The organism is Vibrio sp. 10N (assembly GCF_036245475.1).
Taxonomy (GTDB): domain Bacteria; phylum Pseudomonadota; class Gammaproteobacteria; order Enterobacterales; family Vibrionaceae; genus Vibrio.
The window spans coordinates 1,125,222-1,147,236 of sequence record NZ_BTPM01000002.1; the positions used below are offsets into that span (position 1 = coordinate 1,125,222).

The 22,015-nt window shown below is 45.6% G+C and carries 23 protein-coding genes and 1 pseudogene; 13 read left to right on the forward strand and 11 right to left on the reverse strand.

What is annotated here, in order from left to right:
* Positions 1 to 34: 34 nt before the first annotated feature.
* Both AAA946_RS21220 and AAA946_RS21225 read left to right on the forward strand, forming a co-directional pair.
* Positions 35 to 241 carry a helix-turn-helix domain-containing protein gene (locus AAA946_RS21220; RefSeq protein ID WP_338166737.1) on the forward strand — a complete coding sequence of 69 codons (207 nt, stop codon included), beginning with the start codon at positions 35 to 37 and terminating at the stop codon, positions 239 to 241.
* Positions 228 to 605 carry a hypothetical protein gene (locus AAA946_RS21225; RefSeq protein ID WP_338166738.1) on the forward strand — a complete coding sequence of 126 codons (378 nt, stop codon included), beginning with the start codon at positions 228 to 230 and terminating at the stop codon, positions 603 to 605. The genes AAA946_RS21220 and AAA946_RS21225 overlap by 14 nt, the downstream gene beginning before the upstream one ends.
* Before the next feature lie 26 nt (positions 606 to 631).
* Here the strand turns inward: AAA946_RS21225 and AAA946_RS21230 are convergent, their stop codons facing one another.
* Positions 632 to 1,189, reverse strand: coding sequence for a cysteine hydrolase family protein (locus AAA946_RS21230; RefSeq protein WP_338166739.1), 558 nt, complete (start codon positions 1,187 to 1,189; stop codon positions 632 to 634).
* Between the two features lie 109 nt (positions 1,190 to 1,298).
* Between AAA946_RS21230 and AAA946_RS21235 the strand changes: the two genes are divergently transcribed.
* From AAA946_RS21235 to AAA946_RS21260, 6 genes are all read left to right on the forward strand, one after another.
* Positions 1,299 to 2,231 carry a GlxA family transcriptional regulator gene (locus AAA946_RS21235; protein WP_338166740.1) on the forward strand — a complete coding sequence of 311 codons (933 nt, stop codon included), beginning with the start codon at positions 1,299 to 1,301 and terminating at the stop codon, positions 2,229 to 2,231.
* A 54-nt stretch (positions 2,232 to 2,285) separates the two neighbouring features.
* Positions 2,286 to 2,771, forward strand: coding sequence for a hypothetical protein (locus AAA946_RS21240; protein WP_338166741.1), 486 nt, complete (start codon positions 2,286 to 2,288; stop codon positions 2,769 to 2,771).
* A 291-nt stretch (positions 2,772 to 3,062) separates the two neighbouring features.
* Positions 3,063 to 3,332: a PTS sugar transporter subunit IIB gene (locus AAA946_RS21245; protein WP_338166742.1), complete on the forward strand. Its 270-nt coding sequence runs from the start codon at positions 3,063 to 3,065 to the stop codon at positions 3,330 to 3,332.
* Positions 3,333 to 3,344: 12 nt separating this feature from the next.
* Positions 3,345 to 4,601 carry a PTS ascorbate transporter subunit IIC gene (locus AAA946_RS21250; RefSeq protein WP_338166743.1) on the forward strand — a complete coding sequence of 419 codons (1,257 nt, stop codon included), beginning with the start codon at positions 3,345 to 3,347 and terminating at the stop codon, positions 4,599 to 4,601.
* Positions 4,598 to 5,047, forward strand: coding sequence for a PTS sugar transporter subunit IIA (locus tag AAA946_RS21255; RefSeq protein WP_338166744.1), 450 nt, complete (start codon positions 4,598 to 4,600; stop codon positions 5,045 to 5,047). Before AAA946_RS21250 ends, AAA946_RS21255 begins: the two co-directional genes overlap by 4 nt.
* A 154-nt stretch (positions 5,048 to 5,201) precedes the next feature.
* Complete coding sequence (locus AAA946_RS21260; RefSeq protein ID WP_338164865.1) at positions 5,202 to 6,395, forward strand: ISL3 family transposase; 1,194 nt, start codon at positions 5,202 to 5,204, stop codon at positions 6,393 to 6,395.
* Positions 6,396 to 6,419: 24 nt separating this feature from the next.
* On the opposite strand, the gene AAA946_RS21265 is transcribed toward AAA946_RS21260, so the two are convergent.
* From AAA946_RS21265 to AAA946_RS21290, 6 genes and pseudogenes are all read right to left on the reverse strand, one after another.
* A complete protein-coding gene (locus AAA946_RS21265) occupies positions 6,420 to 6,710 on the reverse strand; it encodes a hypothetical protein (protein WP_338166745.1) in 291 nt (96 codons plus the stop codon).
* Positions 6,711 to 6,810: 100 nt separating this feature from the next.
* Positions 6,811 to 7,713: an EamA family transporter gene (locus AAA946_RS21270; protein ID WP_338166746.1), complete on the reverse strand. Its 903-nt coding sequence runs from the start codon at positions 7,711 to 7,713 to the stop codon at positions 6,811 to 6,813.
* A gap of 82 nt (positions 7,714 to 7,795) precedes the next feature.
* On the reverse strand, positions 7,796 to 8,506 hold the full coding sequence (gene phnR / locus AAA946_RS21275; protein ID WP_338166747.1) for a phosphonate utilization transcriptional regulator PhnR: 711 nt from the start codon (positions 8,504 to 8,506) through the stop codon (positions 7,796 to 7,798).
* Positions 8,507 to 8,555: 49 nt separating this feature from the next.
* Positions 8,556 to 10,259 carry a putative 2-aminoethylphosphonate ABC transporter permease subunit gene (locus tag AAA946_RS21280; RefSeq protein ID WP_338166748.1) on the reverse strand — a complete coding sequence of 568 codons (1,704 nt, stop codon included), beginning with the start codon at positions 10,257 to 10,259 and terminating at the stop codon, positions 8,556 to 8,558.
* Positions 10,260 to 10,304: 45 nt separating this feature from the next.
* A pseudogene (locus AAA946_RS21285) lies at positions 10,305 to 11,411 on the reverse strand (putative 2-aminoethylphosphonate ABC transporter ATP-binding protein).
* Positions 11,412 to 11,592: 181 nt separating this feature from the next.
* Positions 11,593 to 12,600, reverse strand: a complete 1,008-nt coding sequence (locus AAA946_RS21290) for a putative 2-aminoethylphosphonate ABC transporter substrate-binding protein (RefSeq protein ID WP_338166749.1) — start codon at positions 12,598 to 12,600, stop codon at positions 11,593 to 11,595.
* Between the two features lie 242 nt (positions 12,601 to 12,842).
* On the opposite strand from AAA946_RS21290, the gene phnW reads away from it, so the two are divergent.
* Genes phnW through phnX form a run of 3 tightly spaced genes read left to right on the forward strand, consistent with a single transcriptional unit; the run spans position 12,843 to position 16,150 of the window.
* A complete protein-coding gene (gene phnW / locus AAA946_RS21295) occupies positions 12,843 to 13,946 on the forward strand; it encodes a 2-aminoethylphosphonate--pyruvate transaminase (protein WP_338166750.1) in 1,104 nt (367 codons plus the stop codon).
* Positions 13,946 to 15,313 carry an aspartate aminotransferase family protein gene (locus AAA946_RS21300; protein ID WP_338166751.1) on the forward strand — a complete coding sequence of 456 codons (1,368 nt, stop codon included), beginning with the start codon at positions 13,946 to 13,948 and terminating at the stop codon, positions 15,311 to 15,313. Before phnW ends, AAA946_RS21300 begins: the two co-directional genes overlap by 1 nt.
* A gap of 18 nt (positions 15,314 to 15,331) precedes the next feature.
* The gene (gene phnX / locus AAA946_RS21305; protein ID WP_338166752.1) at positions 15,332 to 16,150 is read left to right on the forward strand and encodes a phosphonoacetaldehyde hydrolase; all 819 of its coding nucleotides are present in this window, start codon (positions 15,332 to 15,334) and stop codon (positions 16,148 to 16,150) included.
* 98 nt (positions 16,151 to 16,248) lie between these two features.
* On the opposite strand, the gene AAA946_RS21310 is transcribed toward phnX, so the two are convergent.
* Positions 16,249 to 17,151, reverse strand: coding sequence for a class I SAM-dependent methyltransferase (locus AAA946_RS21310; protein ID WP_338166753.1), 903 nt, complete (start codon positions 17,149 to 17,151; stop codon positions 16,249 to 16,251).
* Positions 17,152 to 17,525: 374 nt separating this feature from the next.
* On the opposite strand from AAA946_RS21310, the gene AAA946_RS21315 reads away from it, so the two are divergent.
* Complete coding sequence (locus AAA946_RS21315; protein WP_338166754.1) at positions 17,526 to 18,119, forward strand: NADPH-dependent FMN reductase; 594 nt, start codon at positions 17,526 to 17,528, stop codon at positions 18,117 to 18,119.
* 51 nt (positions 18,120 to 18,170) lie between these two features.
* On the forward strand, positions 18,171 to 19,124 hold the full coding sequence (gene truD, locus AAA946_RS21320) for a tRNA pseudouridine(13) synthase TruD (RefSeq protein ID WP_338166755.1): 954 nt from the start codon (positions 18,171 to 18,173) through the stop codon (positions 19,122 to 19,124).
* Between the two features lie 79 nt (positions 19,125 to 19,203).
* Here truD and AAA946_RS21325 read toward each other — a convergent pair whose 3' ends face one another.
* The 3 genes from AAA946_RS21325 to AAA946_RS21335 form a co-directional block, all read right to left on the reverse strand.
* Complete coding sequence (locus AAA946_RS21325) at positions 19,204 to 19,683, reverse strand: AAA family ATPase (protein WP_338166756.1); 480 nt, start codon at positions 19,681 to 19,683, stop codon at positions 19,204 to 19,206.
* A 2-nt stretch (positions 19,684 to 19,685) separates the two neighbouring features.
* Positions 19,686 to 20,309, reverse strand: coding sequence for a Crp/Fnr family transcriptional regulator (locus AAA946_RS21330; RefSeq protein ID WP_338166757.1), 624 nt, complete (start codon positions 20,307 to 20,309; stop codon positions 19,686 to 19,688).
* 197 nt (positions 20,310 to 20,506) lie between these two features.
* Positions 20,507 to 21,886: a PTS transporter subunit EIIC gene (locus AAA946_RS21335; RefSeq protein ID WP_445206129.1), complete on the reverse strand. Its 1,380-nt coding sequence runs from the start codon at positions 21,884 to 21,886 to the stop codon at positions 20,507 to 20,509.
* Positions 21,887 to 22,015: the final 129 nt, after the last annotated feature.

Here is a 22,015-nt window from a genome sequence, read left to right on the forward strand (position 1 = left end):
CGTGCCTTCGGAATAGATGGCGTAGGAATATGAGATGAAGACCCTTGAGCAAGAACTGTCTCGAATTGACCTTAACCTTCTGGTGTCGCTGAGCGTACTGATCAAAGAACGTAACGTGTCTCGTGCGGCACAAAAGCTCTATTTGTCGCAGCCAGCAATGAGTCGCACTTTAGCCAGACTTCGTGATTTATTGATCAACGACCCACCCACTGGCAAGCACGGCAACGATGACACTTGCTGACTGCCTGCACTATCAGTTTGTCGATTTGTCATTGGACGTTCGCTCCAGCCAACATTACCTCAACCCAATAGATCTAGAACTGGCTGAGCAAGGCTTACAACGTAAAATTGCCCTCAAATCCGGACAACTGACGACGCTCATGGATTCGCTTTCTCGCACCGATCGTTTAATGATCTCCAGCCATGCGCTGGTTGAAGACTTAGCTCATCGGCCAGAGCTTCAGGTGATCAAGTCCTTTAATGAACCACAATATTGTGTCGGCCTGTATCTGATAGAACATCGAAAAACAGTCAGTAGTCCTGCCCACCGCTGGTTTAAGGAGCTTATGGTGGCATCGCTGTCAGAAAGGATTTCTGTGACATGATGCCCCCATGTAGGCGCTGACTCCAACTAGACAACGTAGCGCAGAATCGAATCCGTTCTGTGAACATCCGCAATCATCTGCAACTCGGCCAAAGCGGTGTTGTGCACCGTGGTTGCATCAATTTCCTTACCATTATATTGAAGGGATCGAGTGGCGCATGCGTCATCAACAACAAAGACCTTGAAGCCGCGCTCCATTGCCGCTCGAGAAGTCGTACTCACGCACATATGCGTCATCATACCGACAACCACTAAATGATTGACCTGCATGCTCTGTAACACTGACTCCAGCGCCGTCTTCCAAAAGGCGTTTGGAAAGTGTTTGCTGATAACTACTTCACTATGGAGAGGTGTGACGCTCTCGTGCAACTGTTGCCCTGCGCTATCTTTGAGCAAAAATGGTTTAGATGCATCGAGGTTTTCGTGCTGAATATGTATAACGGGCCAGTTTTGCTGGCGAAACGCATTCAATATTGCCGAGGCGTTGTCTGCTGCAGTCTTTGGGTTGTTAAGTGGCAGTTGACCGCCTTCAAAATAGTCGTTCTGGATATCAATCAGCAACAATGCTGTGTGGTGATTTGTCATATTGTGCTCCCTGTTCAAATAATCGACACCACTTAGATTAAAATCATAACTATGACTTTTTAATGGCTTACAATCACTTAAACTGGTCATATTCAGACAAGGAAACAACGTGATAAAAGTTTCGATTCTCCATTACGAAGATGCAATGCGCTCGGCTATTTATGGGATTATGGACCTGTTTACTATCGCCAATCGCCTATCCCAAAGCGATAAATTTGAAGTCCAACACGAATTGGACTTTGACGACACAGTAATTAACAAATTGCCGGATATAGTGATCGTCCCTCCTTCTGGCGCTCACCCTTTGCCTGATTTCAAATGTTTAAATATGACGTCCTACTTGACGTACTTGGCCAACCACAACGTCGACATTGCTGCTTCCTGTGCTGGAGTATTTTGGCTCGCTGAAGCTGGATTACTCAACGGCAAAAATGTCACTACACACTGGAACCTGTGTGAACGCCTAAACCGAGAATATCCTCAAATTAACCACGTGGAGAAGCGCGATATACTCGTCGTTGATAGAGGAATAACGACAGCGGCAGGACTATTCGCCTACCAAGATTTGGTTCTCCACCTTATCGCCCAGTACGAGGGCTTCGAACTCGCAAAACGCGTTGCTGACTTTGCTCTACTCGATATCAATGGCCGGTTACAAGCCTATTATGAACGTTTTGTACCCGATACTAGTCACGGTGACGCAATGGTTTTGAAAGCACAGCGATATTGCACCGAAAATCCGAAAAGTAGCGTAAAAGACATCGCTGAACACTGCAAAATCAGTGAGCGTTCACTACACCGTAAGTTTGTTTCGGTGCTAGAAATATCACCACGCGAATACATTGTTCAAGCCAAAATCGAGCATGCTCGCACGTTGCTTTGTTCTTCGGAGATGACTGTTGAAAAAGTCGCCTATGAACTTGGTTATCAGGATGTCAGTAACTTTGGTCGCACCTTCAAGAAAGTGACTCAACTATCACCAGCGGCGTTTCGACGCAGACAAATTAACCATCAAGACACACTGCACTCTTCTATAAAATAACGGAAGGTGTATACTTAAATTAATTTACTTGTATCGCTGTACTTTGGGATCTACATGCAGTTCAAAAAAATGGAAGCGCCACTGGATATGCAAATCGGTGCTCGGTTTGAGACGAAAACACACGGTTATGTGACGGTCATTGAGTATTACAATACCCACACTGTGATTGTTGCGTTTGAAAATACCGGTAATGTTCGTTCAACTACGGCTTCTAAACTTCGCAGCGGCCAAATTACGGACCGCTCCGTTCCTATCCAGTCAACGATGGTTGGAGAAATAATTGAATCTCCTAAGCATGGTACGCTAACCATTATACGAGTTGAGTCTGAAAATATTGTTGTCCTCGAAAATGAGCAAGGTGACGAAGTTCGTTTACTACGCCCAGCTGTTCAAAAACTTCGTGAAAGAATTGATGACACAGAATTGGAAGACCAAGAATCTCAACTACCTACTTCATTATCTGCCTTAACGAAAAGAAATAAGAAAACTAAAGACGTTAATAGCCTTCTCAAGAAAATGCTTACGGACTACGGTAAATAATCAGTCCTTTTCTAAAGTTATTCATCACCTTCACAAATAAATACCCCATCACTCATTTGCAAGCACTAAAACCATACACATAAACTATACTTTCTATTGGCTTTAATACTTAAGTGTTAAGGCCACCCCTAATTGCTACATTCCTTAAATTAATGCGATCTCCATCACAAGGGCAATTTGGTTTTGTGACAGAGGTCTATTGTTGTTTTGGTCAATTTGGCTATGATTTCCCCATCCAATAGCGAGGGTGATGACACTCTCCCCCTATAAACTCAAATAGAGAATGATGATATGAAAAAGATTATGGTTGTATGCGGAAATGGTCTTGGTACTTCACTAATGATGGAAATGGCAGTTAAGGAAGTAGCAGGTAAAATTGGTCTGGATGCAGAAGTTGATCATGAAGATCTATCATCTGCAGCGTCAAGTAACGCTGATATTTGGGTAGCTGCGACGGACGTAGCAAGTCAGCTAGCAGACGCGGGTAAAGAAAACATTGTAAGTCTTGCAAATATTTTTGATAAAGCTTCAATCGAAGAACAATTGAAAAAATTCATGTAAGGGCTAGTTGTAATGCAAAATTTCTTCGAATTTATGCTGGGCTTATTAAAAGAGCCCGCAATCATGGTTGGTTTAATTGCTTTTGTTGGCCTTATTGCACAAAAAGCTGATGTTTCAACCATTCTAAAAGGCACCATTAAAACTGTAATGGGCTTCCTAATTTTAGGTTTTGGTGCTGGCGCTCTTGTTGGCGCACTAAATAACTTTTCAACGGTATTTACTGAAGCATTTGGCGTAAGTGGTGTTATTCCAAATAACGAAGCAATTGTTGCTCTAGCACAAGAAGCTTTCGGTTATGAAATGGCTCTTATTATGTTCTTTGCGTTCCTAGTTAATATTCTTTTGGCGCGTTTCACTCCGCTAAAGTTTATTTTCCTAACAGGTCACCACACCATGTTTATGTCTATGCTGGTTGCGGTAATCCTGTCTACAGCTGGAATTCAAGGTGCAACGCTAGTAGCAATGGGTTCTATTATTGTTGGTTCGCTAATGGTTGTCATGCCTGCTCTAGCACAGAAGTATACTGTAAAAGTAATGGGCACTGATCAACTAGCAATGGGCCACTTCTCAACGTTCTCATACATCATTGCAGGCTTTATTGGCAGCAAGTTTGGTGACGCATCTAAAACGACGGAACACATCAACGTACCTAAGAGCCTAATGTTCTTGCGTGATACGCCTGTAGCGGTTGCAACGACTATGGCTATCTTCTTCATGTTTGCTTCTATCTTTGCAGGTGGCGAATTTGTAGAAAGCGTATCTGGCGGTCAAAACTGGGTAGTGTTCACCTTTATGCAATCACTAACGTTTGCTGGTGGTGTATACATTGTTCTTCAGGGCGTGAAGATGTTGATTGCGGAAATCGTTCCAGCATTTAAAGGCATTTCAGACAAACTAGTACCGGGCGCTAAACCAGCACTTGATTGTCCAATGGTATTCCCTGTAGCACCTAACGCGGTATTGATTGGTTTCCTATCATCGTTCGCAGCTGGTCTTGTCGCTATGGGTATCCAAGGTGCATTTGACTGGACGATTATCGTAGCAGGTGTTGTTCCTCACTTCTTCGTAGGTGGTGCAGCGGGTGTTTACGGTAACGCAACAGGTGGTCTACGCGGTGCGATTCTTGGTGCCTTTACACAAGGTCTATGTATCTCGTTCCTACCAATGCTACTGCTACCAGTTCTAGGCGGTCTTGGTCTTGAAGCAACAACGTTTGCTGACTTTGACTTCGGTGTTGTTGGTCTACTTCTAGGTTGGTTGGTTCAATGAGTATTTTTAATCTAGTTGGTGATAACGGCATCGTTATCTGCACCGAAGAAAACCTGTCGGTCGATGCAGCGCTAGAAATCACTTGTTCAAAGTTACTGGAACAAGGCAAAGTGGAAGTGAGCTACCTTGAAGCTATCAAGGCAAAGCACAAAGAAATCGGTGCTTACTATGTACTCGCTCCTAAGATTGCAATGCCTCACGCTCGTCCAGAAGATGGAGTGAACGAAGCAGCACTTCAAGTGACTGTGTTCAAAAACGGTGTCGACTTAGAGTCAGAAGATAACGGTGACGTTTACTTCTCAGTTACTCTAGCGGCGATGGACTCAGACAGCCATATCCAAACCATTATGGCACTGGCTGAACTGTTCCAAAACGAAGATGACGTTGACGCCATCATCGCTGCGCAAAGCAAAGCTGAGATTATTGAGATTCTGAAAAAGTACTAGCCTCAATAAGATACATTTGAAATAGAAAGCCCTTGTATGCAGATACAAGGGCTTTTTTTTGGTTCATCGCGGATTAGCGGGAGCTGAAAACAAAAACGGTAGTTAATGGTATGGTTACATCGCCAAACACAACCTGCCAAAAACTACCGTTTTCATGTCGAATAATACTTTCCTATCTTCCTTCTGGGAAGGCTTTGAAATCATAAAGTCCCACAAAACTGACTCCTTAATTACAATCACCTTGAAGCCTGACTCTACCGCTCACTGCCAATGCGGTCGCTCATCCGACTCTATTCATGACTACCAATGGCGAGTGCTAAAAGAAACAATGATGTTCGATATTCCTGTTGAGCTTTTGGTACAAACTCGACGGATAAACTGTCCTGACTGTGGCGTAAAAACGGAAGCTATACCATGGGTTGCACCATATGCTCGAATCACAAATCGCTTGAAGGGCTATATTGAAAAGTTACTGCCCCTATTGCCTATCAAGCATATCTCCGAGCTGACCGGAGTGCATTGGCATACGATTAAAGAAATTGATAAACAACGTCTTAAGCGAGTTGTGCCAACGGTGCCTTGGAGTGATTTGCGTCAACTTGTTATGGACGAGTTCGCCATCTTCAAGGGGCACAGATATGCGACGGTCATTGCTGATGCTCAAACACACCAAGTGCTTTGGATTGGCATAGGCCGAAGCCGAAAGGACATTCGCCCATTCTTTGAAGAGCTCGGCGACAATGCCGTCAACATTGAAGTTGTGGCAATGGATATGAACACAGCTTTTGACCTTGAAGTGCAGGCGCATTGCCCAAATGCTCGTATTGTCTATGACATGTTTCATGTTGTAGCCAAGTTCGGTCGAGAGGTCATGGATAGGGTTCGTGTAGACCAAGCAAATCAATTAAAAACGGACAAGAAAGCACGTCGTTGGATAAAACGTTCCCGTTGGGTGCTTCTGAAAAACCGAGAGAACTTGAACGTAAAACAACAGAGTTATCTTGATGAAATACTCTCAATCAACCGAGACCTCATGATCACTCATCTGCTTGGAGCTCAACTCAAGGAACTTTGGTATTGTGACTCAGAGGAGCACGCTAAAGGTTTATGGGAAGTATGGTGGCAGCAGGTGAATGAAAGTGGCATACAACCTCTTATTAATTTTGCTAGAAAGCTCAAACCTTACCTTCACGGAATAGTGGCATCAGCTTCATACCATCTGAATACTTGCACCTTGGAAGGTATCAATAACAAGATAAAACTCATCAAGCGAATGGGTTATGGTTACCGAGACACGGACTACTTCTTTCTAAAGATTAAAGCGGCCTTCCCCGGAAAGCCGCGATGAACCTTTTTTTATAAGGTCGAAATACTATTTAATTTCTTCAGCGGCTAAATGCAACGCGCGTTCTTCATCGAACAATTCCGCGTTAAAGATGACAAAACCGTTGAACAAGATGCCGCTTGTCACTTGAGGTCGTCCTTTAAAACCTGCCGACGCGAGCCTTTGACAAAGTGCTTCGGGCGCCGATTGATACACAATATCCAAAAAAGGCAGCAGGCCATCGGTCACTATGCCTTGAGCATTAAACTGCTCAATCGCGTCTGAAAAAAGGTCTGAGTCGGTGTGTTCAATGATCTCAATAACGTGTTCCAATCGCATGTATTACTCAATTCCATTTTAATCATAGAGTTACTGCCAGAGTGTACACTAGTTCTTATCCCTATTACATGGATTGGATCAATGTCACTCTTTCAGTTCATTAGATCGCAAGAGCGATAACCAGGCCAGCACTGACCAAAATCACCCCTAGAATGCGTGTATTGAGCCAGGGTTCTTTCAAAAACCACATCCCCATAAACACGCCAAATATGATACTCACCTGACGCAGCGCGACCACGTAACTGACATTCTCAACCATGGTCATCGCAAACAGAACAATACCATACGTTAATCCCATCATAACGCCCGCAGTCGCCGACTGACGTTTGTACTTCCATGCAAGCGAGAGCTCTCCAACTTGTTTGGTGAGCAGCAGCCAAACCAAAATTAGCAAAGCAATACCCGCTGTTTGTAACCCAAGATACAAAATCGCGATGTGAAGAGGAGACAGCGACGAGGTTTCCGACATCAACCAATTGATGCCCTCTTTATCAATGATCGAGTAAATCGTGGTACCAACTGCTGCGACAAACGCCCATAAAACACCAAGATTGGCGTATGCACTAACTGTCAGCTGCCTAAATGCCCTTACCGGAACCAACAAGCAACCTAAGGTTAGGATTGCAAATCCGGCCCATGCACTTATATGCAGCGATTGACCGAAGAACCAAGCCCCTACCCCAACCATTAATACAGGCAATGCACGAGCTATAGGGTAGATCACACCAATGTCACCATGTTGATAGGCTCTGAGAAGTCCCACCAAGTAGATCACCTGACCCACGGCACTAAGCGCAAGCAGTCCCCAAAAGTAAGGGCTGACATTGCTGAACCCTATTTGCCAAAAGCACCAAATGATAAATGGAGCCAGCAGTAAACATTGAGAGAGCGAAGCCCCAAGGGTGAAGGAGTAACCTGAGCCACTATTTGATTTGCCAAGAATGTTCCAACCAGCATGAAGTAATGCCGAAAAAATCACCAAAAGTGCAGCATAAAGTGTCACAACAAAATCCACGTAGAAAGGCCAAGCAGCATGTGAACATGCTGCTTGGTAGAGGGGGGCACCTCAATCGAGGTCTATCAAATTACTGTCTTTCGAGTTGAGCAATAGACTCAATACTGATGGCATCATGACGCCAATATTCGATGTCACAGTCAATCAACTCACCATGCTGGTTATAGTTGATGCGTTCCACCATCATCGCTGGTGTACCTGAGGTAGCCCTTAGCGCTTGTGCAACTTCACCAAGTAGTGACGTGGTTGTCACTCGATACTTTACCTTGGCATAAACCACGCCATACTTTTCACGGTAAATGTCCGTCAGTGATGCGCCCGCCACATCGAGGTCGAGAAGATCCGGGAACTTCTCTGTTCTGATGAAGTTCGTGACATAAACGACCGGACGCTCTTCAAGATAGCGTACCCTATCAACTCGATAGATATCCGAGAAAGGTGGCAGTTCAAGAAGCTGTGCCGCTCGCTTCGTCGTCAGGATACCTTTTGCAGACAGTAACTCCGTGCGCGGCTGCCTATTTTGAGCGATCGCCATATTGGTAAAGTTGAGCGTTTGCGTAGGATCATAGCGCAGTGGTTCTGGTGAGATAAACCAGCCACGGCGATCCTCTCGATAAATGCGCCCTTCTGCTTCTAACAGTGACAAGGCTTCGCGCAAAGTTACACGTGTGGTGTCAAATGACTCAGCCAGTTTGCGCTCTGCGGGTAGCTTTTGTCTCGGAGCTAGCATTCCCGACTCGATTTGCTCAACGATGGCATCTTTTATTTTTACGTATTGCACTTGGCATCCTTACATCAATCGTCATTAGTTACGATTCTTCATTTCAATTTTAGCGCTTACGCCAAGCTTGAGTCTTTGCTTCAAACAACGTGCCGACAAGCATGTGCAGCAATTTTGCGATAGCCGCAGAGAGCATGATCATCACAGCCATCGCCGCAGCACTGCCCGTTTGGCCAGCGTCATCCATGTTCAGCACCGCGACTGACGCCGGAATAGTATTGGTTGAATACAAGAATACTACCGCAGAGGTCGTTGTTAAAGCGTTGATAAATAGATATATGGCAATGTCGAGTACCGCCGGTAGACAGCACGGCAAGGACACTTTAAAAAATAGCTTATACTGCGGCAACTTGACTGATGCAGCGGTCGCCTCAATTTCAGAAGGCAGTTGCTTCAGTGCCGTTAGCGCAGTCATGTGGCCGACGGTGTAATAATGCACCACGGTATTGATCACCAAAAACGCCATCGTTCCGTACAGCACGCCAAGTGGATTATTGGCATCATTGAAATAGAAGATATACCCCAAACCCAGTACCAATCCAGGTACCGCCATAGGGATCACGCTCATCATCTGCATCGCTTGACGGATCGGGGCAAACGCACGCCCTTTTTCAATGCAGTATGCCCCAACAAAAATCACTACCGAGCCGATAATCGCCGTCCAGGTCGCTAACTTTAATGAGTTGAAATAGGGACTCCAACCATAGGTACTCATCTCTGCAAAGTTATAGTTGTTCAGCGTTAACGCCTTGTTCCAAGGCCAGAAAGTGACTAACGAGCCATACACCGCCATCCCCAATACCGCGAGCACGGCCAGTGAGACCAGCGAGCAATACACAAAACACAGAGAATCACGGAGCTTATTTGGTTCAGGCTGATAAGGTACTGAGCGAGTATCGAGCATGCTTTTCTGCTTTCTCTGAACCCAGCGATCCACTGCAAACGCCAGCACCGCTGGCAACAGCAGCAAAATACTGGTCACTGCGCCCATCGAAAAGTTTTGCTGACCGACAACCTGTTTGAAAATGTCCGTCGCCAATACACTGTAACTTCCGCCAATAACTTTCGGCACACCAAAATCACACACCACTAGGGTAAAGACGACGATTAGGGTACTGATGACGCCATATTTCGCCGCTGGCAAGGTCACCATAAAAAAGGTCTTTAAAGGCGAAGTTTTAAGAGCACGTGCCGCTTCATACAAACGCGCGTCCGAGGTACGCAGTGATGTGGTTAAGATCATCAACGCATGAGGAAATGTCCAGAAGATCAAACCAAGAGAAATGCCAATCAAACCGTAAACTGAATGACCTTGTAGTAGCTCTTTCGCTATGCCCTGATTACCAAACAAAAAGATCAAGCTGATTGCGGGTAATAACGATGGAGCCAGAATAGGCGCTGTGCCCATCAAATGGAATACACCTTTGAATGGCATACAAGAGCGTGTCAAAGCAAACGCGTAACCAAAGGCTAATACACCTACGGAGACTGTAACGATTAGCCCCAGCGTCATTGTATTGGTTAAGGAAAACCACAAACTGTCGGTAGCAAAATAATTAGCAAAATTCGCCAGGCCGACAAACTCTCCATCACTGTTTTGGACACTCTTTTTCATCATCGCCCAAAGAGGCATCAAAATAAACAGTGCCATAGCAACGAACAAAACTGTCAGCAGTCCGAAGAGCACCATATTATCCCGACTCAACTTGGCACTAACATGTTGTGCCGAGAATGTGGCGACGCGTTGTTTCATAGATTCACCCGCATTGATTGTTGAAGTTATCTGCATGGCTGACCTCTACGCTGCTGCGTCCAACGAAGGCTTACCGCTGCGATAGCCCAGTAAGCCATCAGCTGCAAATTCAATATAACGAATGTCGTTACGACGCAGATCGAGTTCGTTAACGCGCTTAATCGGTACATCAATGTATATCGGTGCAGACGTAGCCGCATGTTGCATCTGAACTTCCACACGATAAAACGCACCTTGAAACTCTTTTGCCAACACTTTAACTGGAATCGCATTCGACGCTCTATCAACAAACCGCAGTCCTTCTGGTCGCACCGCTAAGTCGAAAATATCCCCTTGTTTGAGCGTCATATTCTCCAAAGCTGGTAATGGCAGCATGCTCTCGGCGATACGTAGACTGGTCGTCGATGCTACCGACGATTCGATAAAGTTCATGCTACCGACGAAATCCGCCACAAAACGGGTTGCTGGCTTTTCATAGACCTCTTGCGGTGTGCCTACTTGCTCAATGACGCCATGGTTCATCACCACGATGCGATCAGCCATCGACAGCGCTTCTTCTTGATCGTGAGTCACCATAATGGTGGTAATACCGAGCTTGCGCTGCATCTGTCAAATCTCTTCACGAAGGTGAGTTCGCACCTTAGCGTCCAGCGCAGATAAAGGTTCATCGAGTAAAAGCAGGCCCGGTGACAACGCCAAGGCACGTGCTAAGGCTACACGTTGTTGTTGGCCACCTGATAGTTGGTTTGGGTACTTGTTACCAGACGTTGGCAGCCCAATCATCTCTAACCAATGGTCGACTTTTTCCAGCGCTTCCTTATTCGACATTCCCTGATTTTTTAGCCCAACGGCGATGTTTTCCTGCACCGTCAGATTAGGGAAAAGTGCATAGGACTGAAACACAATGCCAAAGTCGCGCTTTTCTGGTGGTAGAAACGTCGTCTCTTGGTTGTCCTGATAGATTTGACCCGAAGTTGGCAGATCCAACCCGGCAATGGCTCGCAACAAGGTAGTTTTTCCGCAGCCCGACGGACCAAGAAAGCAGACAAACTCGCCTTTGTTGATTGCCAGTGAAATTTGCTTCAATGCCGTGAACTGACCGAACTGTTTCACCACATTTTTGATATTTAGATAAGGGTTGGATACTGTCATCATCGCCTCTCCAATGGTATATACCAAATTTAAATCTGGTTTATTTCATCAGCATGACAGTTTTGTATCAGGTAGATTGCAATGGCTATTTTTGCCGCTCGAACGCGCTTACCCTGAGTCCAAACAACAAAAGGGCGATCGTAGGATCGCCCTTTTAGCTCAAGTTATTGTGCCGATACGATTAAGATTTCGGCTCAGATTTTGAATCGAACTTCTGAGACCATGTTTTCAGAACAGCTGCCCGATCTGCCCCCATTTTTGCAAAGTCCATCTCAGCCATTGCACCTTGAACTTCTGGGTAATTGTTCACGTTCCCAGTCACCGCTTTGTGCGCCACCACTGGATAGGATTCGACATACAGCTCGTTTGCTGCTTTCGAAACAGACCAATCCACCACTCGCTTAGCCGCTTCAGATTCTTTTACCAAACCGACGGCTTCTGATTCCCAGCCAATCCCTTTTGGTGTGATCACTGCGAGAGGCGCGCCCTGGTTAATCAGCTTAGCGCCGCGAACTGCCATAGAAATACCGATAGCAACTTCACCCATTCCCGCTTGAACACACGGCTTAGAACCGGAGTGCGTGTAATGAGCAATGTTTTTATCAAGCTTTTTCATGTAGTTCCAAGCTTGGTCTTCACCCATATTCTGCAACCAAGCCGAAACTTGCATATAACCGGTACCTGAAGACGCCGGGGTTGGCATGGCAATATGGCCTTGATAAACCGGCTTAGTCAGATCTTCCCATGACTGAGGTTTTGGTAAGTTTAGCTGTTTAGCCACAGCTTCATTGAAGCAGATAGCATTAAAGAAAGCGTCATTACCAAACCAAGCTTGGTTGGACTGAGGATCGTTGAGATTCACCTTTAAATCATCAAGCCCTTTTGGTGTGTATGGTTTTAGAACACCCTCTTCTTTAAGTAGTGCCATAGATGAACCAGCCAAACCCCACACAACCTCTGCATGCGAGTTGTTTTTTTCCGCCAGCAGTTTCGCCGTCATGATACCCGTCGAATCACGAACCCATTTGATTTTCACATCCGGATTCTCTTTCTCAAATGCATTCTTATATTTAGCAAGAATGTCCGTTTCGAAAGCGGTATACACAGTGACTTCTGTTGCTGCTAGTGCGTTAGTGGCTAATAGAGAAACCAGTGTAGCCAGTGTTCCCTTCATCAAACGGTTTTTCATCTTCGTCTCCATTTAGATTTGGTCTGTACCAGTTGATGTCATTCACCTTAATTTTGTTTTATGACGATTAAATGAACAAAAAGTGGCAGTTTTACGAAAAAGAGTTCGCTTTGACGCTCGGTTATAGCGCCTTTGTTGGTCTATGAAACTTTTATGAAAGTTGGTTTTGGCGCTTTACGGCGTGCATTTTCGATTGCTAGAGTAATTACAACTTATTGGTATAGTCCAAAACGAGAAACGAGATGAAAAACGAATACTTGCTATTAACTCCGGGCCCGCTATCGACGTCTGAATCCGTGCGCGAAGCGATGTTAAAAGACTGGTGTACATGGGATGACGATTACAACAAAGACATTGTTGAAGTCATTCGAGCTAAGCTCACTCAACTCGCCACAAAACAAACAGGCTACACCAGTGTCCTAATGCAAGGCAGTGGTACTGCGTCTGTCGAAGCTACGATTGGCAGCGCAATCTCACAGCAAGGCAAACTACTGGTCATAGACAATGGTGCGTATGGTGCACGAATCGCGCAAATTGCCGACTATCTAAACATCGACACTCAAATTGTCGCACCGGGCGAAGTCAGCCAACCGAACCTTGATGAGGTTACCCGCCTCTTAGAACAAGACAGTGCCATCACTCACGTTGCCATTGTTCACTGCGAAACTACAACTGGCATGCTTAACCCAATCGAAGCCGTGGTCAAACTAGCAAAGCAATATGACAAAACCGTGATCTTAGATGCGATGTCGAGTTTTGGTGGTATCCCAATGGATATTGGTGAGCTTGGCATCGACTTTATGATCAGCTCTGCCAACAAGTGTATTCAAGGGGTCCCAGGGTTTGGCTTTGTTGTCGCGAAACAGTCTGAGCTAGAGAAATGCAAGGGCCAAGCACGCTCGTTAAGCCTTGATCTCTATGACCAATGGCACTGCATGGAAGTCAATCATGGTAAGTGGCGCTTCACCTCACCGACCCACACCGTGCGCGCTTTTTATCAGGCGCTTACTGAATTGGAGCAAGAAGGCGGCATTGAAGCGCGATTCCAACGCTATCAGACTAACCAGAAAACTCTGGTTACCGGTATGCGTTCATTGGGTTTCCGTACCCTACTTAATGATGAGCTTCATTCACCGATCATTACGTCGTTCTACTCACCTGAGCACAGTGACTATCAGTTCAAAGCTTATTACGAACGTTTGAAAGAGCAAGGCTTTGTTATCTATCCTGGAAAAGTCTCTAATGCAGACTGCTTCCGTATCGGCAATATTGGCGATGTGCACCCATCAGACATCGAACGCTTAATTGGTGCGGTGAAAAACGCGATGTACTGGGAGCTAACATAATGGCAGATCAGGCAACCCACCTGCGCAGCGAAGGGGATGTCAACAACACCCCCGCTCGCCAAGAGTGGAACCAGCAGATCCAAGATGAGCGTACGCAAGCGCTACTCAAACGCGATGCCGATGTATTCTTGCATCAGTCCATGTCGACACCGTGTTTAGATTCGTTAGAAGCCGCTGAAGGGATCTACATCCAAGATACTCGCGGCAAGCGCTATATGGATTTTCACGGCAATAACGTTCACCAACTTGGTTATGCCCATCCACATGTCATCAAACGTGTGACGGAGCAAATGCACTCCCTGCCCTTCTCGCCGCGCCGCTTTACTAACGAAACGGCGGTTAAGTGCGCTGAAAAACTCGCCGATATCTGCGGCGGAGAGCTTAACCGTGTGTTATTCGCACCGGGCGGGACTTCAGTGGTAGGAATGGCGCTCAAACTGGCTCGTTATATCACTGGCAACTACAAAGTCGTGTCACTGTGGGACTCATTTCACGGCGCGTCACTTGATGCGATTTCTGTCGGTGGGGAAGCCTGTTTCCGTGAAGGCATGGGGCCACTCATGGCTGGCGTTGAACGTATCCCACCAGCAGTGTCTTATCGCGGCGCCTTCCCTTCACAAGACGGGAGCGATGTTCACTACGCTGACTATCTAGAATACGTGATTGAAAAAGAAGGCGGCATTGGCGCGTTTATCGCAGAAGGCGTTCGTAACACCGATGTGCAAGTACCAAGCAAAGCGTACTGGAAACGCATTCGAGAGATTTGCGACAAACACAATGTGTTACTGATTATTGACGATATTCCCAATGGTATGGGTCGCAGCGGCGAATGGTTTACCTACCAAGCGTTCGACATTGAACCAGATATTCTTTGTATCGGTAAAGGCTTGGGTGGCGGTTTAGTCCCAATAGCTGCAATGGTAACCAAAGATAAATACAACACAGCTGCTGAAATCTCTCTAGGCCACTACACGCATGAGAAAAGCGCCCTTGGCTGCGCAGCAGCGCTTGCCACCATGGAAGCGATTGAGCAAGAGCAGCTGCTAGAGAAAACGCGTGCTGACAGCGAATTTGTTCGTGCTCGTCTCATGCAAATGAAAGCGCAATACCCAGTCATCGGCGATGTACGCGGTATCGGCTTGTTGTGGGGTGTGGAACTGGTAACAAACCACATCACCAAAGAGCGAGCCTATGACGAGGCCGAACAGGTCCTCTACCAGTGCTTAAATCAAGGTTTGAGCTTTAAAGTGTCGCAAGGCAACGTCATTCAGCTCAGCCCTCCTTTGATCATTACGCGTGACGAGTTAACTCAAGCGCTCGACATTTTTGAGCAGGCCATTGCTCACGTTTCAAACTCAAGAAATTAACCTCTAAGGAATGACATTATGTCTCACACATCACCTCTTCAAGCCGTCATTTTTGACTGGGCTGGCACCATTGTTGACTTTGGTTCGTTCGCCCCAACCAGCATTTTTGTCGAAGCGTTTAAACAAGGCTTTGACTTCGAGATTTCTCTAGATGAAGCCCGCGAGCCAATGGGTATTGGTAAATGGGATCACATCAAAGCCGTAGGTCAAATTCCAGCAGTCAAAGCTCGCTGGACCGCTCAGTTTGGTCAAGAAATGCAAGACAGTGATGTTGACGCGATTTACGCCGCATTCATGCCTTTGCAAAAAGCCAAAGTCGCCGATCACGCAGCGCCAATCCTTAACGCGGTTGAAGTGGTGAACGATCTTAAACAAAAAGGCATTAAGATCGGCTCTTGCTCTGGCTACCCACGTCAAGTAATGGATGTACTGATTCCAGTGGCTGCAGATTACGGCTACAAACCAGATTATGTCGTCGCTACTGATGATCTACCACAAGGCGGTCGTCCAGCACCGTTCATGGCACTGAAAAATGCCATTGAGCTTGGCGCAAACAGCGTTGGTGCCTGTGTAAAAGTCGATGATGCGGCACCCGGTATCGAAGAGGGCCACAATGCTGGGATGTGGACGGTAGGTCTACTGCTATCTGGCAACGAAGCCGGTCTGACATTTGAGCAATACCTAGCCGCTGATGAAGCGACTCTTGACGCTGCTCGCGAACGTGCTCGAGTCAAGCTTGGCAAAGCTTCACCTCACTATTTAGTAGATACGATTGCCGATCTTCCTGGTGTGATTGCCGATATTGAAAAACGTATTTTGGCGGGTGAACGCCCGTAGGGCTTCCTTAACTATATAAAAAGCTCACGGTCATGCCGTGAGCTTTTAACATTTAAACCGTGAGTAGAAATTGGCAATGCTCGCGATTTCAAAAACAATCAACCCGCCGCAATAACAAAGTGTTCTAGCTTCAATATATTCTGTTCAGGAATCGCTCTACCAATAGGCGTGAAATACGCAGCGTTAAGATCTTCCAGCGTTTTATTTTCCTGAATAGCGAAGCCACGCAGAGACAACAACCATTCGATTTCATCGGCATTGTAGAAAGATACCCAAGGCTCACCGACTTTTTCTGATAAACGACAAATCGTATTCGCTCGCTTTATTGCCTGTGGATAGCCTTCGCCAAAGCAAGCTTTAGGGTCGTCTTTTAGTCGTTGATCGACATAAGAGATAAACAAAGTCGATCGCGTTCGGTATGTGAGTGCAGCCAAGGCTTCAATGGTGGTACTGAGCGCCTGCTTGCTAATATATTGGGATACGCCCTCTAAGGTGAAAACCGTTGGCTTACTCTGATCAAAGCCCGCTGCCAGTAGCTGCTCGACTAGAGACTGTTGATTAAAGTCTGCGCTCACATAGGTCACGGTATTTGATCCTGATAGCCCATGTGACAGTTTTTCGCGCTTTTTAGTTTGAACATCAGCTTGGTCAACTTCGAAAACCTTCAACTCAGGTGGCAATTCGAGTCGATGCGCTCTCGAGTCATAACCTGCGCCCAGAATGACGTACTGCTCTGCCCCATTTGCAACACTTTGGCGAACAAAGTCGTCAACATAGCGAGTGCGAGCGATTAGGTGCTCATGAAACCCAGGTGCGAACTTATCTGTTAGCCATAACGATGCTTTATGACCCATTAACTTAATGACACTTGCACCCAATACGAATCGCTCTGCAAACAAATCATTGATGATCCGTTTATTGGGCGCTGCAAGTGTTTCTATTAAACGTTGTTTTGCAACACCCTGTGCTGTCGCATCTTTGCCAAACAATATATTCGTCATAGTTTTATTCGAGTTCTAATAGATCGAAGCTTAAAAAATACGCGCCTTTGTTCGATATACAGATATAATCCAACGCGTACTAAATAGATCTCATATAAATATTAAACTTAAAATTAATCACCACAATTTATGGACTAAGGATCACACTATTTTGAAGTGCTGAAATAAATGCTATAGCCAGATTTACTGCTCCTCGAAGTTTAAAACACCAGACAACAAGCTCGTCTTCTCACCACTTTGCATTAACGACTCAGCAACTTTATTGCAACTATTCGGCGCACTCGCCATTTTGGGCTTAATAATGTTGACGATACCTCTTCGGTCAGAGAAAACTCATAACAATATTAACCTAGGCTCATAAATAAGGTTCAAGCATGAAACTCACTATCGTAGCAGGCAGCCAGCGAAAGAATTCTCAAAGCGTCAATGTCGCCCATTATCTTTCATCGCTCGCCAGCGATCATTTTGAGCAGATTCACGTCCTCGATTTACATCAATTAGACTTACCCCTTTGGAATGAAGGCGTATGGCAGGGAAGTGAGGAATGGGCTCCATGGCAAGCGATCAAGCAACAACTCGAACAGTCTGACGCGTTTATTTTTACCACTCCCGAGTGGCACGGCATGGCGACACCCTCCCTGAAGAATTTTCTAATGCTGACTACCGACGATGAACTGGCGCACAAAGCGGCATTGCTGGTGAGTGTGTCTTCCAGTATCAACGGTGTCTACCCAATAAGTGAACTGCGTATGACAGGCAATAAAAACAACCATGTCTGTTTTTTGCCTGATCATCTGATATTCAGAAACTGCGAACAAATTCTCACCGCAGACCATCAATGTACAAGCGAAAGTCAGCATGCGCGCAGCCAATACACGATCCAATTATTGGCCGCCTACGCCAATGCTCTAGCCCCAGTGCATAGAGACATGGTCAGTGCGGGTAAGCCATTTCGTTATGGCATGTGACAAATAAGTTATTGCATGTGAGAAATAAATCGTTACCGCAAGGAGAAGTGGATGAACTATAGATTGAAGGAAAAAAACGAAGACTTTAGGGTATGCGAAATCATTAATTTAGATATTGCAGACGGCCCTACAGACTACCGCCTTTTTTGTCTAGTGAAGAGTGGGATCTCAACGTTTAATGCGATAGATATAATAAGCCAAGAATTTAACTTAGAAGAAGGTCAAGTTGGCGTAGCTGGATTAAAAGATGAAGAAGGAATTACCCAGCAATACCTCACCATTGAAAGCAGTATACTCCCTGAAAAATTTGAGGATAAATCCAGCGATTTTTGGCTGGAGTTATACCAAATTGGCTACTCCAATAATAAAATCACTGTTGGTTCTAACCTTGGTAATGCGTTTAAAATTGTGTTGCGAGGGCTTAATAAAGAAGCTCAAAATGCACTATCAAACATTAATGAAACTCAGCTTAGAGTTCCGAATTACTATGACAGCCAACGCTTCGGCTTACCCAATCAGCCTGCGCTGACACATCTGATAGGACAGCACTACCTTGAAGGCAATCTCGACAAATGCCTAGAGTTCGCTCGAGAATCGGGCGTGCTTGCCAATAGAGAGGTAACACTAGACAACGTAGACTCTGTGATACCTATGCGTGAACGAGCGTTTTGGCTTTGCTCTCATGGCTCGCACATGTGGAATAAGAAGCTCAGTGAGCTAATACAAGCACAAGGCTCCGCTACCGCCTCTATCCGCATCGCAGACAACCGTTATTTTGCTCCAAACCAAGATGAGTTCGCCGCGCATCAGCTTCCGAACAAATTAGCCATAGACAAGTGGCGCGCAATCGATGGTGAAATTAAGCAACTTTCCGCAACCAGAGACTGTTTTATTTATTGCCACTTTAAGTCCAAATCGCTCGACTCTGACAGCTGTGAGTTGCAGTTCACATTGCCAACTGGCAGCTACGCAACGATGGCAATAAAAGGCATTCTAGGTGTTTAGTAGGCTTTAGCATTACAAAGGAGGAAAGGTGCGATACCTTTCCTCCTTTTGGTTGCTTCGATAATGAGGGTAGCGATAGTTAGCCCGCTGACTGGATCCACACCACACTCTCATCTGATTTCGGTGTCTCAAACCAAGACCAAAACAACGCCAGCATCTCTGTTGTCATTTCATAAGATTGGCCGTTAAGCTCTGAGTTACGGGCGAATGCTCTCTGCTTACAAACATCAAACCCCACATCCAAATAGTGAATTTCACTGCTCGCACCGACACTCGATGCCCATTCAGTAACAGCAAGCCGATCCGCTTTAGTCCAAAACCCAAAATCAAATATTACCGGCACGCCGAGAGAAAAAAGCTGTAAGGCAGAGTCCTTAAATAACCCTTGAAGCGTTGCTAGACGAAGATCAAATACCTCCCGCCCCATATGCTCGCCATAGAGAGGGATCATCCATTCATCAATAGAAAACCGAAACGCACCATGTTTAGCGGCCAACGCTTTAGAATACGTTGTCTTACCGGAACCAATAAAGCCACAGACGAAATAGATTTGGGTCATTCTTACAGCTTCTCTCCTAACGCTAGTTGTGTTCTAACTTGCTGCAGTTTCACTAGTTCAAAAGATTTGTTGGTGTTTTCTCCATGCATTAAAGCACTATTCTTGAGCTTTTTACTGACACGAATAACCGTTTCTGTTGAACATCCCGAATAAGCCGCAATTTCCCTATATGTCCACTTATAATCTGCATCAGCGGTAACTAAATCAATCACGCTATCAATGACCCTTAACTCGACGCTGTGCGTAGACATTTTGGACAAACGGATTTCAGCGTGGCGGAGCTCTGTTGCCATTTCAGAGAATAGATAACGAACAAATCTTGGGTTCTCTTGAAAGAACTGATCAAAATCTCTTACCACTACCCGCTCAAGAGTGAGATCAGTCAAAGCTTTGGCACCTACGTGGTAATTCTGTCCGGACAAAAGCGTTCGATAGCCAAAATATTGATTGGTTTTATAAACGCGACTCATCACCTCTTTTCCATTTAGCAATAAGCGTTGCAGCGATACCAAACCAGATACGATAAAATAGAAACAGTCTGGCTCATCATGTTGATCATAGAGAAACTTTCCCTTTGGCAAAACAACCGTTTTTATATCGCATGCCGCTAATCGGTAGTGATCCATTTTCCCTCCGGAATGCGTCTTAGTCTCTTACTCACCGACGATACCAGCATAAAGGTTGGGCTTTCTAGGCTGGATATCTAACTAAGAACGATAATATCAATTATATGAACCGACACCACATTCTCCGATAGCAAAAAACAAGAAAAAAGCCGAACTTAGCATCGACTAAGTTCGGCTTGAAGACTCACACAACCCAATTACGCTTTAGCGCTTTCAAACTGCTTTTGTTCCTGTAACGCCTTCTCTTTGTGGATAGCGTTCATATCTCCGGCGATGGCTTCAGCAGAAGTGCCAACAATAATCTGAATCGTTGTCGGAGTTGGTCGAATCACACCTGCCGCTCCCAACTTCTTACAAGCCGAATCTTCAATAGCGGAGCTATCGCTGACAGTAAGGCGAAGACGCGTCATACAACAGTTAATATTGGTGATATTGTCGTAGCCTCCAACAGCATCATAGTAAGCAGCGGCTAAACCACTCGTATCTGTCGTTGAGGCAACGACTTCTTCTTCCTCATCATCGCGCCCAGGAGTCTTAAGGTTGAAGTACTTAATTGCGGCAGTAAAGGTAACAAAGTACATAGCAAAATAAGCAAGACCTAGAGGGATGATTCGAATCGGGTTCGTTGCGAGTCCCCAGTTCAACACGTAATCAATGAAACCTCCCGAGAAACCAAAGCCATGTTTAATATTTAGCCAATCACTGATTACGTAAGATGCTCCCATAAAGATAGCGTGTAGAGCGAATAGAATTGGCGCAGTGAACATAAACAAGAACTCAACAGGTTCTGTGATCCCCGTCAGGAAGCTTGTTAGTGCTATAGAAACCAACATTCCCACTAAGGCTGGACGACGTTCTTTTTTCGCCGTTACATAAAACGCCAAGCAGACCGCAGGTAGACCAAACATCATCACGACATAGCAACCCGTCATGAATGCACCGGCTTCAGGGTCACCGGCAAAGAAACGTAGCTGGTCACCAATGATTTCGGCGCCACTTTCATCTGTGTATGAACCGAACATAAAGCGCACAATACTGTTAAGGATATGATGCAAACCAAATGGAATGAGAAGACGGTTCATTGCACCATAAACAAATAGACCTGGTTCGCCACTTTGTATCATCCACATGCCAATGTCGTTGATTGCAGCACCAATAGCAGGGAAACCATGTCCAACAATGAAAGCCATAAAGATAGAACACAATGCCGTCACGACAGGTACAAAACGCTTCCCTCCAAAGAAACCAAGCCAATCTGGCAACTTAGTGTCTTTGAAGTTGTTGTAAAGATAGCCCGCCATAATACCGGCAATAATGCCAGATAAGACACCCATCTTAAGGTCAGGTGTAATGGTTTTTGCACCTTCGAGAATGATCAAATGTGCGATAACGCCAGCAACGCCAGCAGTACCATTGTGGTCTTTGGCTAACCCGACGGCGATACCGACAGCAAACAGTAACGGTAACCCGCCAAATATCGCTCCCCCAGATGCTTTCACAAATGGTAAATCAAGCAAGTCTGCAGACCCAAAACGAAGTAGCAAGGCCGCCACTGGTAATACAGCAATAGGCAGCATTAAAGCACCGCCTACCCTCTGTAATTGATTTAATATCGATGACAGTAATTGTTTCACACGTGCCTCCAAGCATTCTGCTTAAATTATATTATTTATAATAACAACCCAATTCATAGCCCCGAGCTATGC

Bases quoted from the DNA above. Each gene is read 5' to 3' on its own strand.
- AAA946_RS21220 (WP_338166737.1), top strand. From the start codon at position 35: ATGAAGACCCTTGAGCAAGAACTGTCTCGAATTGACCTTAACCTTCTG.
- AAA946_RS21225 (WP_338166738.1), top strand. From the start codon at position 228: ATGACACTTGCTGACTGCCTGCACTATCAGTTTGTCGATTTGTCATTG.
- AAA946_RS21230 (WP_338166739.1), bottom strand. From the start codon at position 1,189: ATGACAAATCACCACACAGCATTGTTGCTGATTGATATCCAGAACGAC.
- AAA946_RS21240 (WP_338166741.1), top strand. From the start codon at position 2,286: ATGCAGTTCAAAAAAATGGAAGCGCCACTGGATATGCAAATCGGTGCT.
- AAA946_RS21245 (WP_338166742.1), top strand. From the start codon at position 3,063: ATGAAAAAGATTATGGTTGTATGCGGAAATGGTCTTGGTACTTCACTA.
- AAA946_RS21250 (WP_338166743.1), top strand. From the start codon at position 3,345: ATGCAAAATTTCTTCGAATTTATGCTGGGCTTATTAAAAGAGCCCGCA.
- AAA946_RS21255 (WP_338166744.1), top strand. From the start codon at position 4,598: ATGAGTATTTTTAATCTAGTTGGTGATAACGGCATCGTTATCTGCACC.
- AAA946_RS21260 (WP_338164865.1), top strand. From the start codon at position 5,202: ATGTCGAATAATACTTTCCTATCTTCCTTCTGGGAAGGCTTTGAAATC.
- AAA946_RS21265 (WP_338166745.1), bottom strand. From the start codon at position 6,710: ATGCGATTGGAACACGTTATTGAGATCATTGAACACACCGACTCAGAC.
- AAA946_RS21280 (WP_338166748.1), bottom strand. From the start codon at position 10,259: ATGAAACAACGCGTCGCCACATTCTCGGCACAACATGTTAGTGCCAAG.
- AAA946_RS21290 (WP_338166749.1), bottom strand. From the start codon at position 12,600: ATGAAAAACCGTTTGATGAAGGGAACACTGGCTACACTGGTTTCTCTA.
- phnW (WP_338166750.1), top strand. From the start codon at position 12,843: ATGAAAAACGAATACTTGCTATTAACTCCGGGCCCGCTATCGACGTCT.
- AAA946_RS21300 (WP_338166751.1), top strand. From the start codon at position 13,946: ATGGCAGATCAGGCAACCCACCTGCGCAGCGAAGGGGATGTCAACAAC.
- phnX (WP_338166752.1), top strand. From the start codon at position 15,332: ATGTCTCACACATCACCTCTTCAAGCCGTCATTTTTGACTGGGCTGGC.
- AAA946_RS21310 (WP_338166753.1), bottom strand. From the start codon at position 17,151: ATGACGAATATATTGTTTGGCAAAGATGCGACAGCACAGGGTGTTGCA.
- AAA946_RS21315 (WP_338166754.1), top strand. From the start codon at position 17,526: ATGAAACTCACTATCGTAGCAGGCAGCCAGCGAAAGAATTCTCAAAGC.
- truD (WP_338166755.1), top strand. From the start codon at position 18,171: ATGAACTATAGATTGAAGGAAAAAAACGAAGACTTTAGGGTATGCGAA.
- AAA946_RS21325 (WP_338166756.1), bottom strand. From the start codon at position 19,683: ATGACCCAAATCTATTTCGTCTGTGGCTTTATTGGTTCCGGTAAGACA.
- AAA946_RS21330 (WP_338166757.1), bottom strand. From the start codon at position 20,309: ATGGATCACTACCGATTAGCGGCATGCGATATAAAAACGGTTGTTTTG.
- AAA946_RS21335 (WP_445206129.1), bottom strand. From the start codon at position 21,886: ATGCTGCCTATTGCTGTATTACCAGTGGCGGCCTTGCTACTTCGTTTT.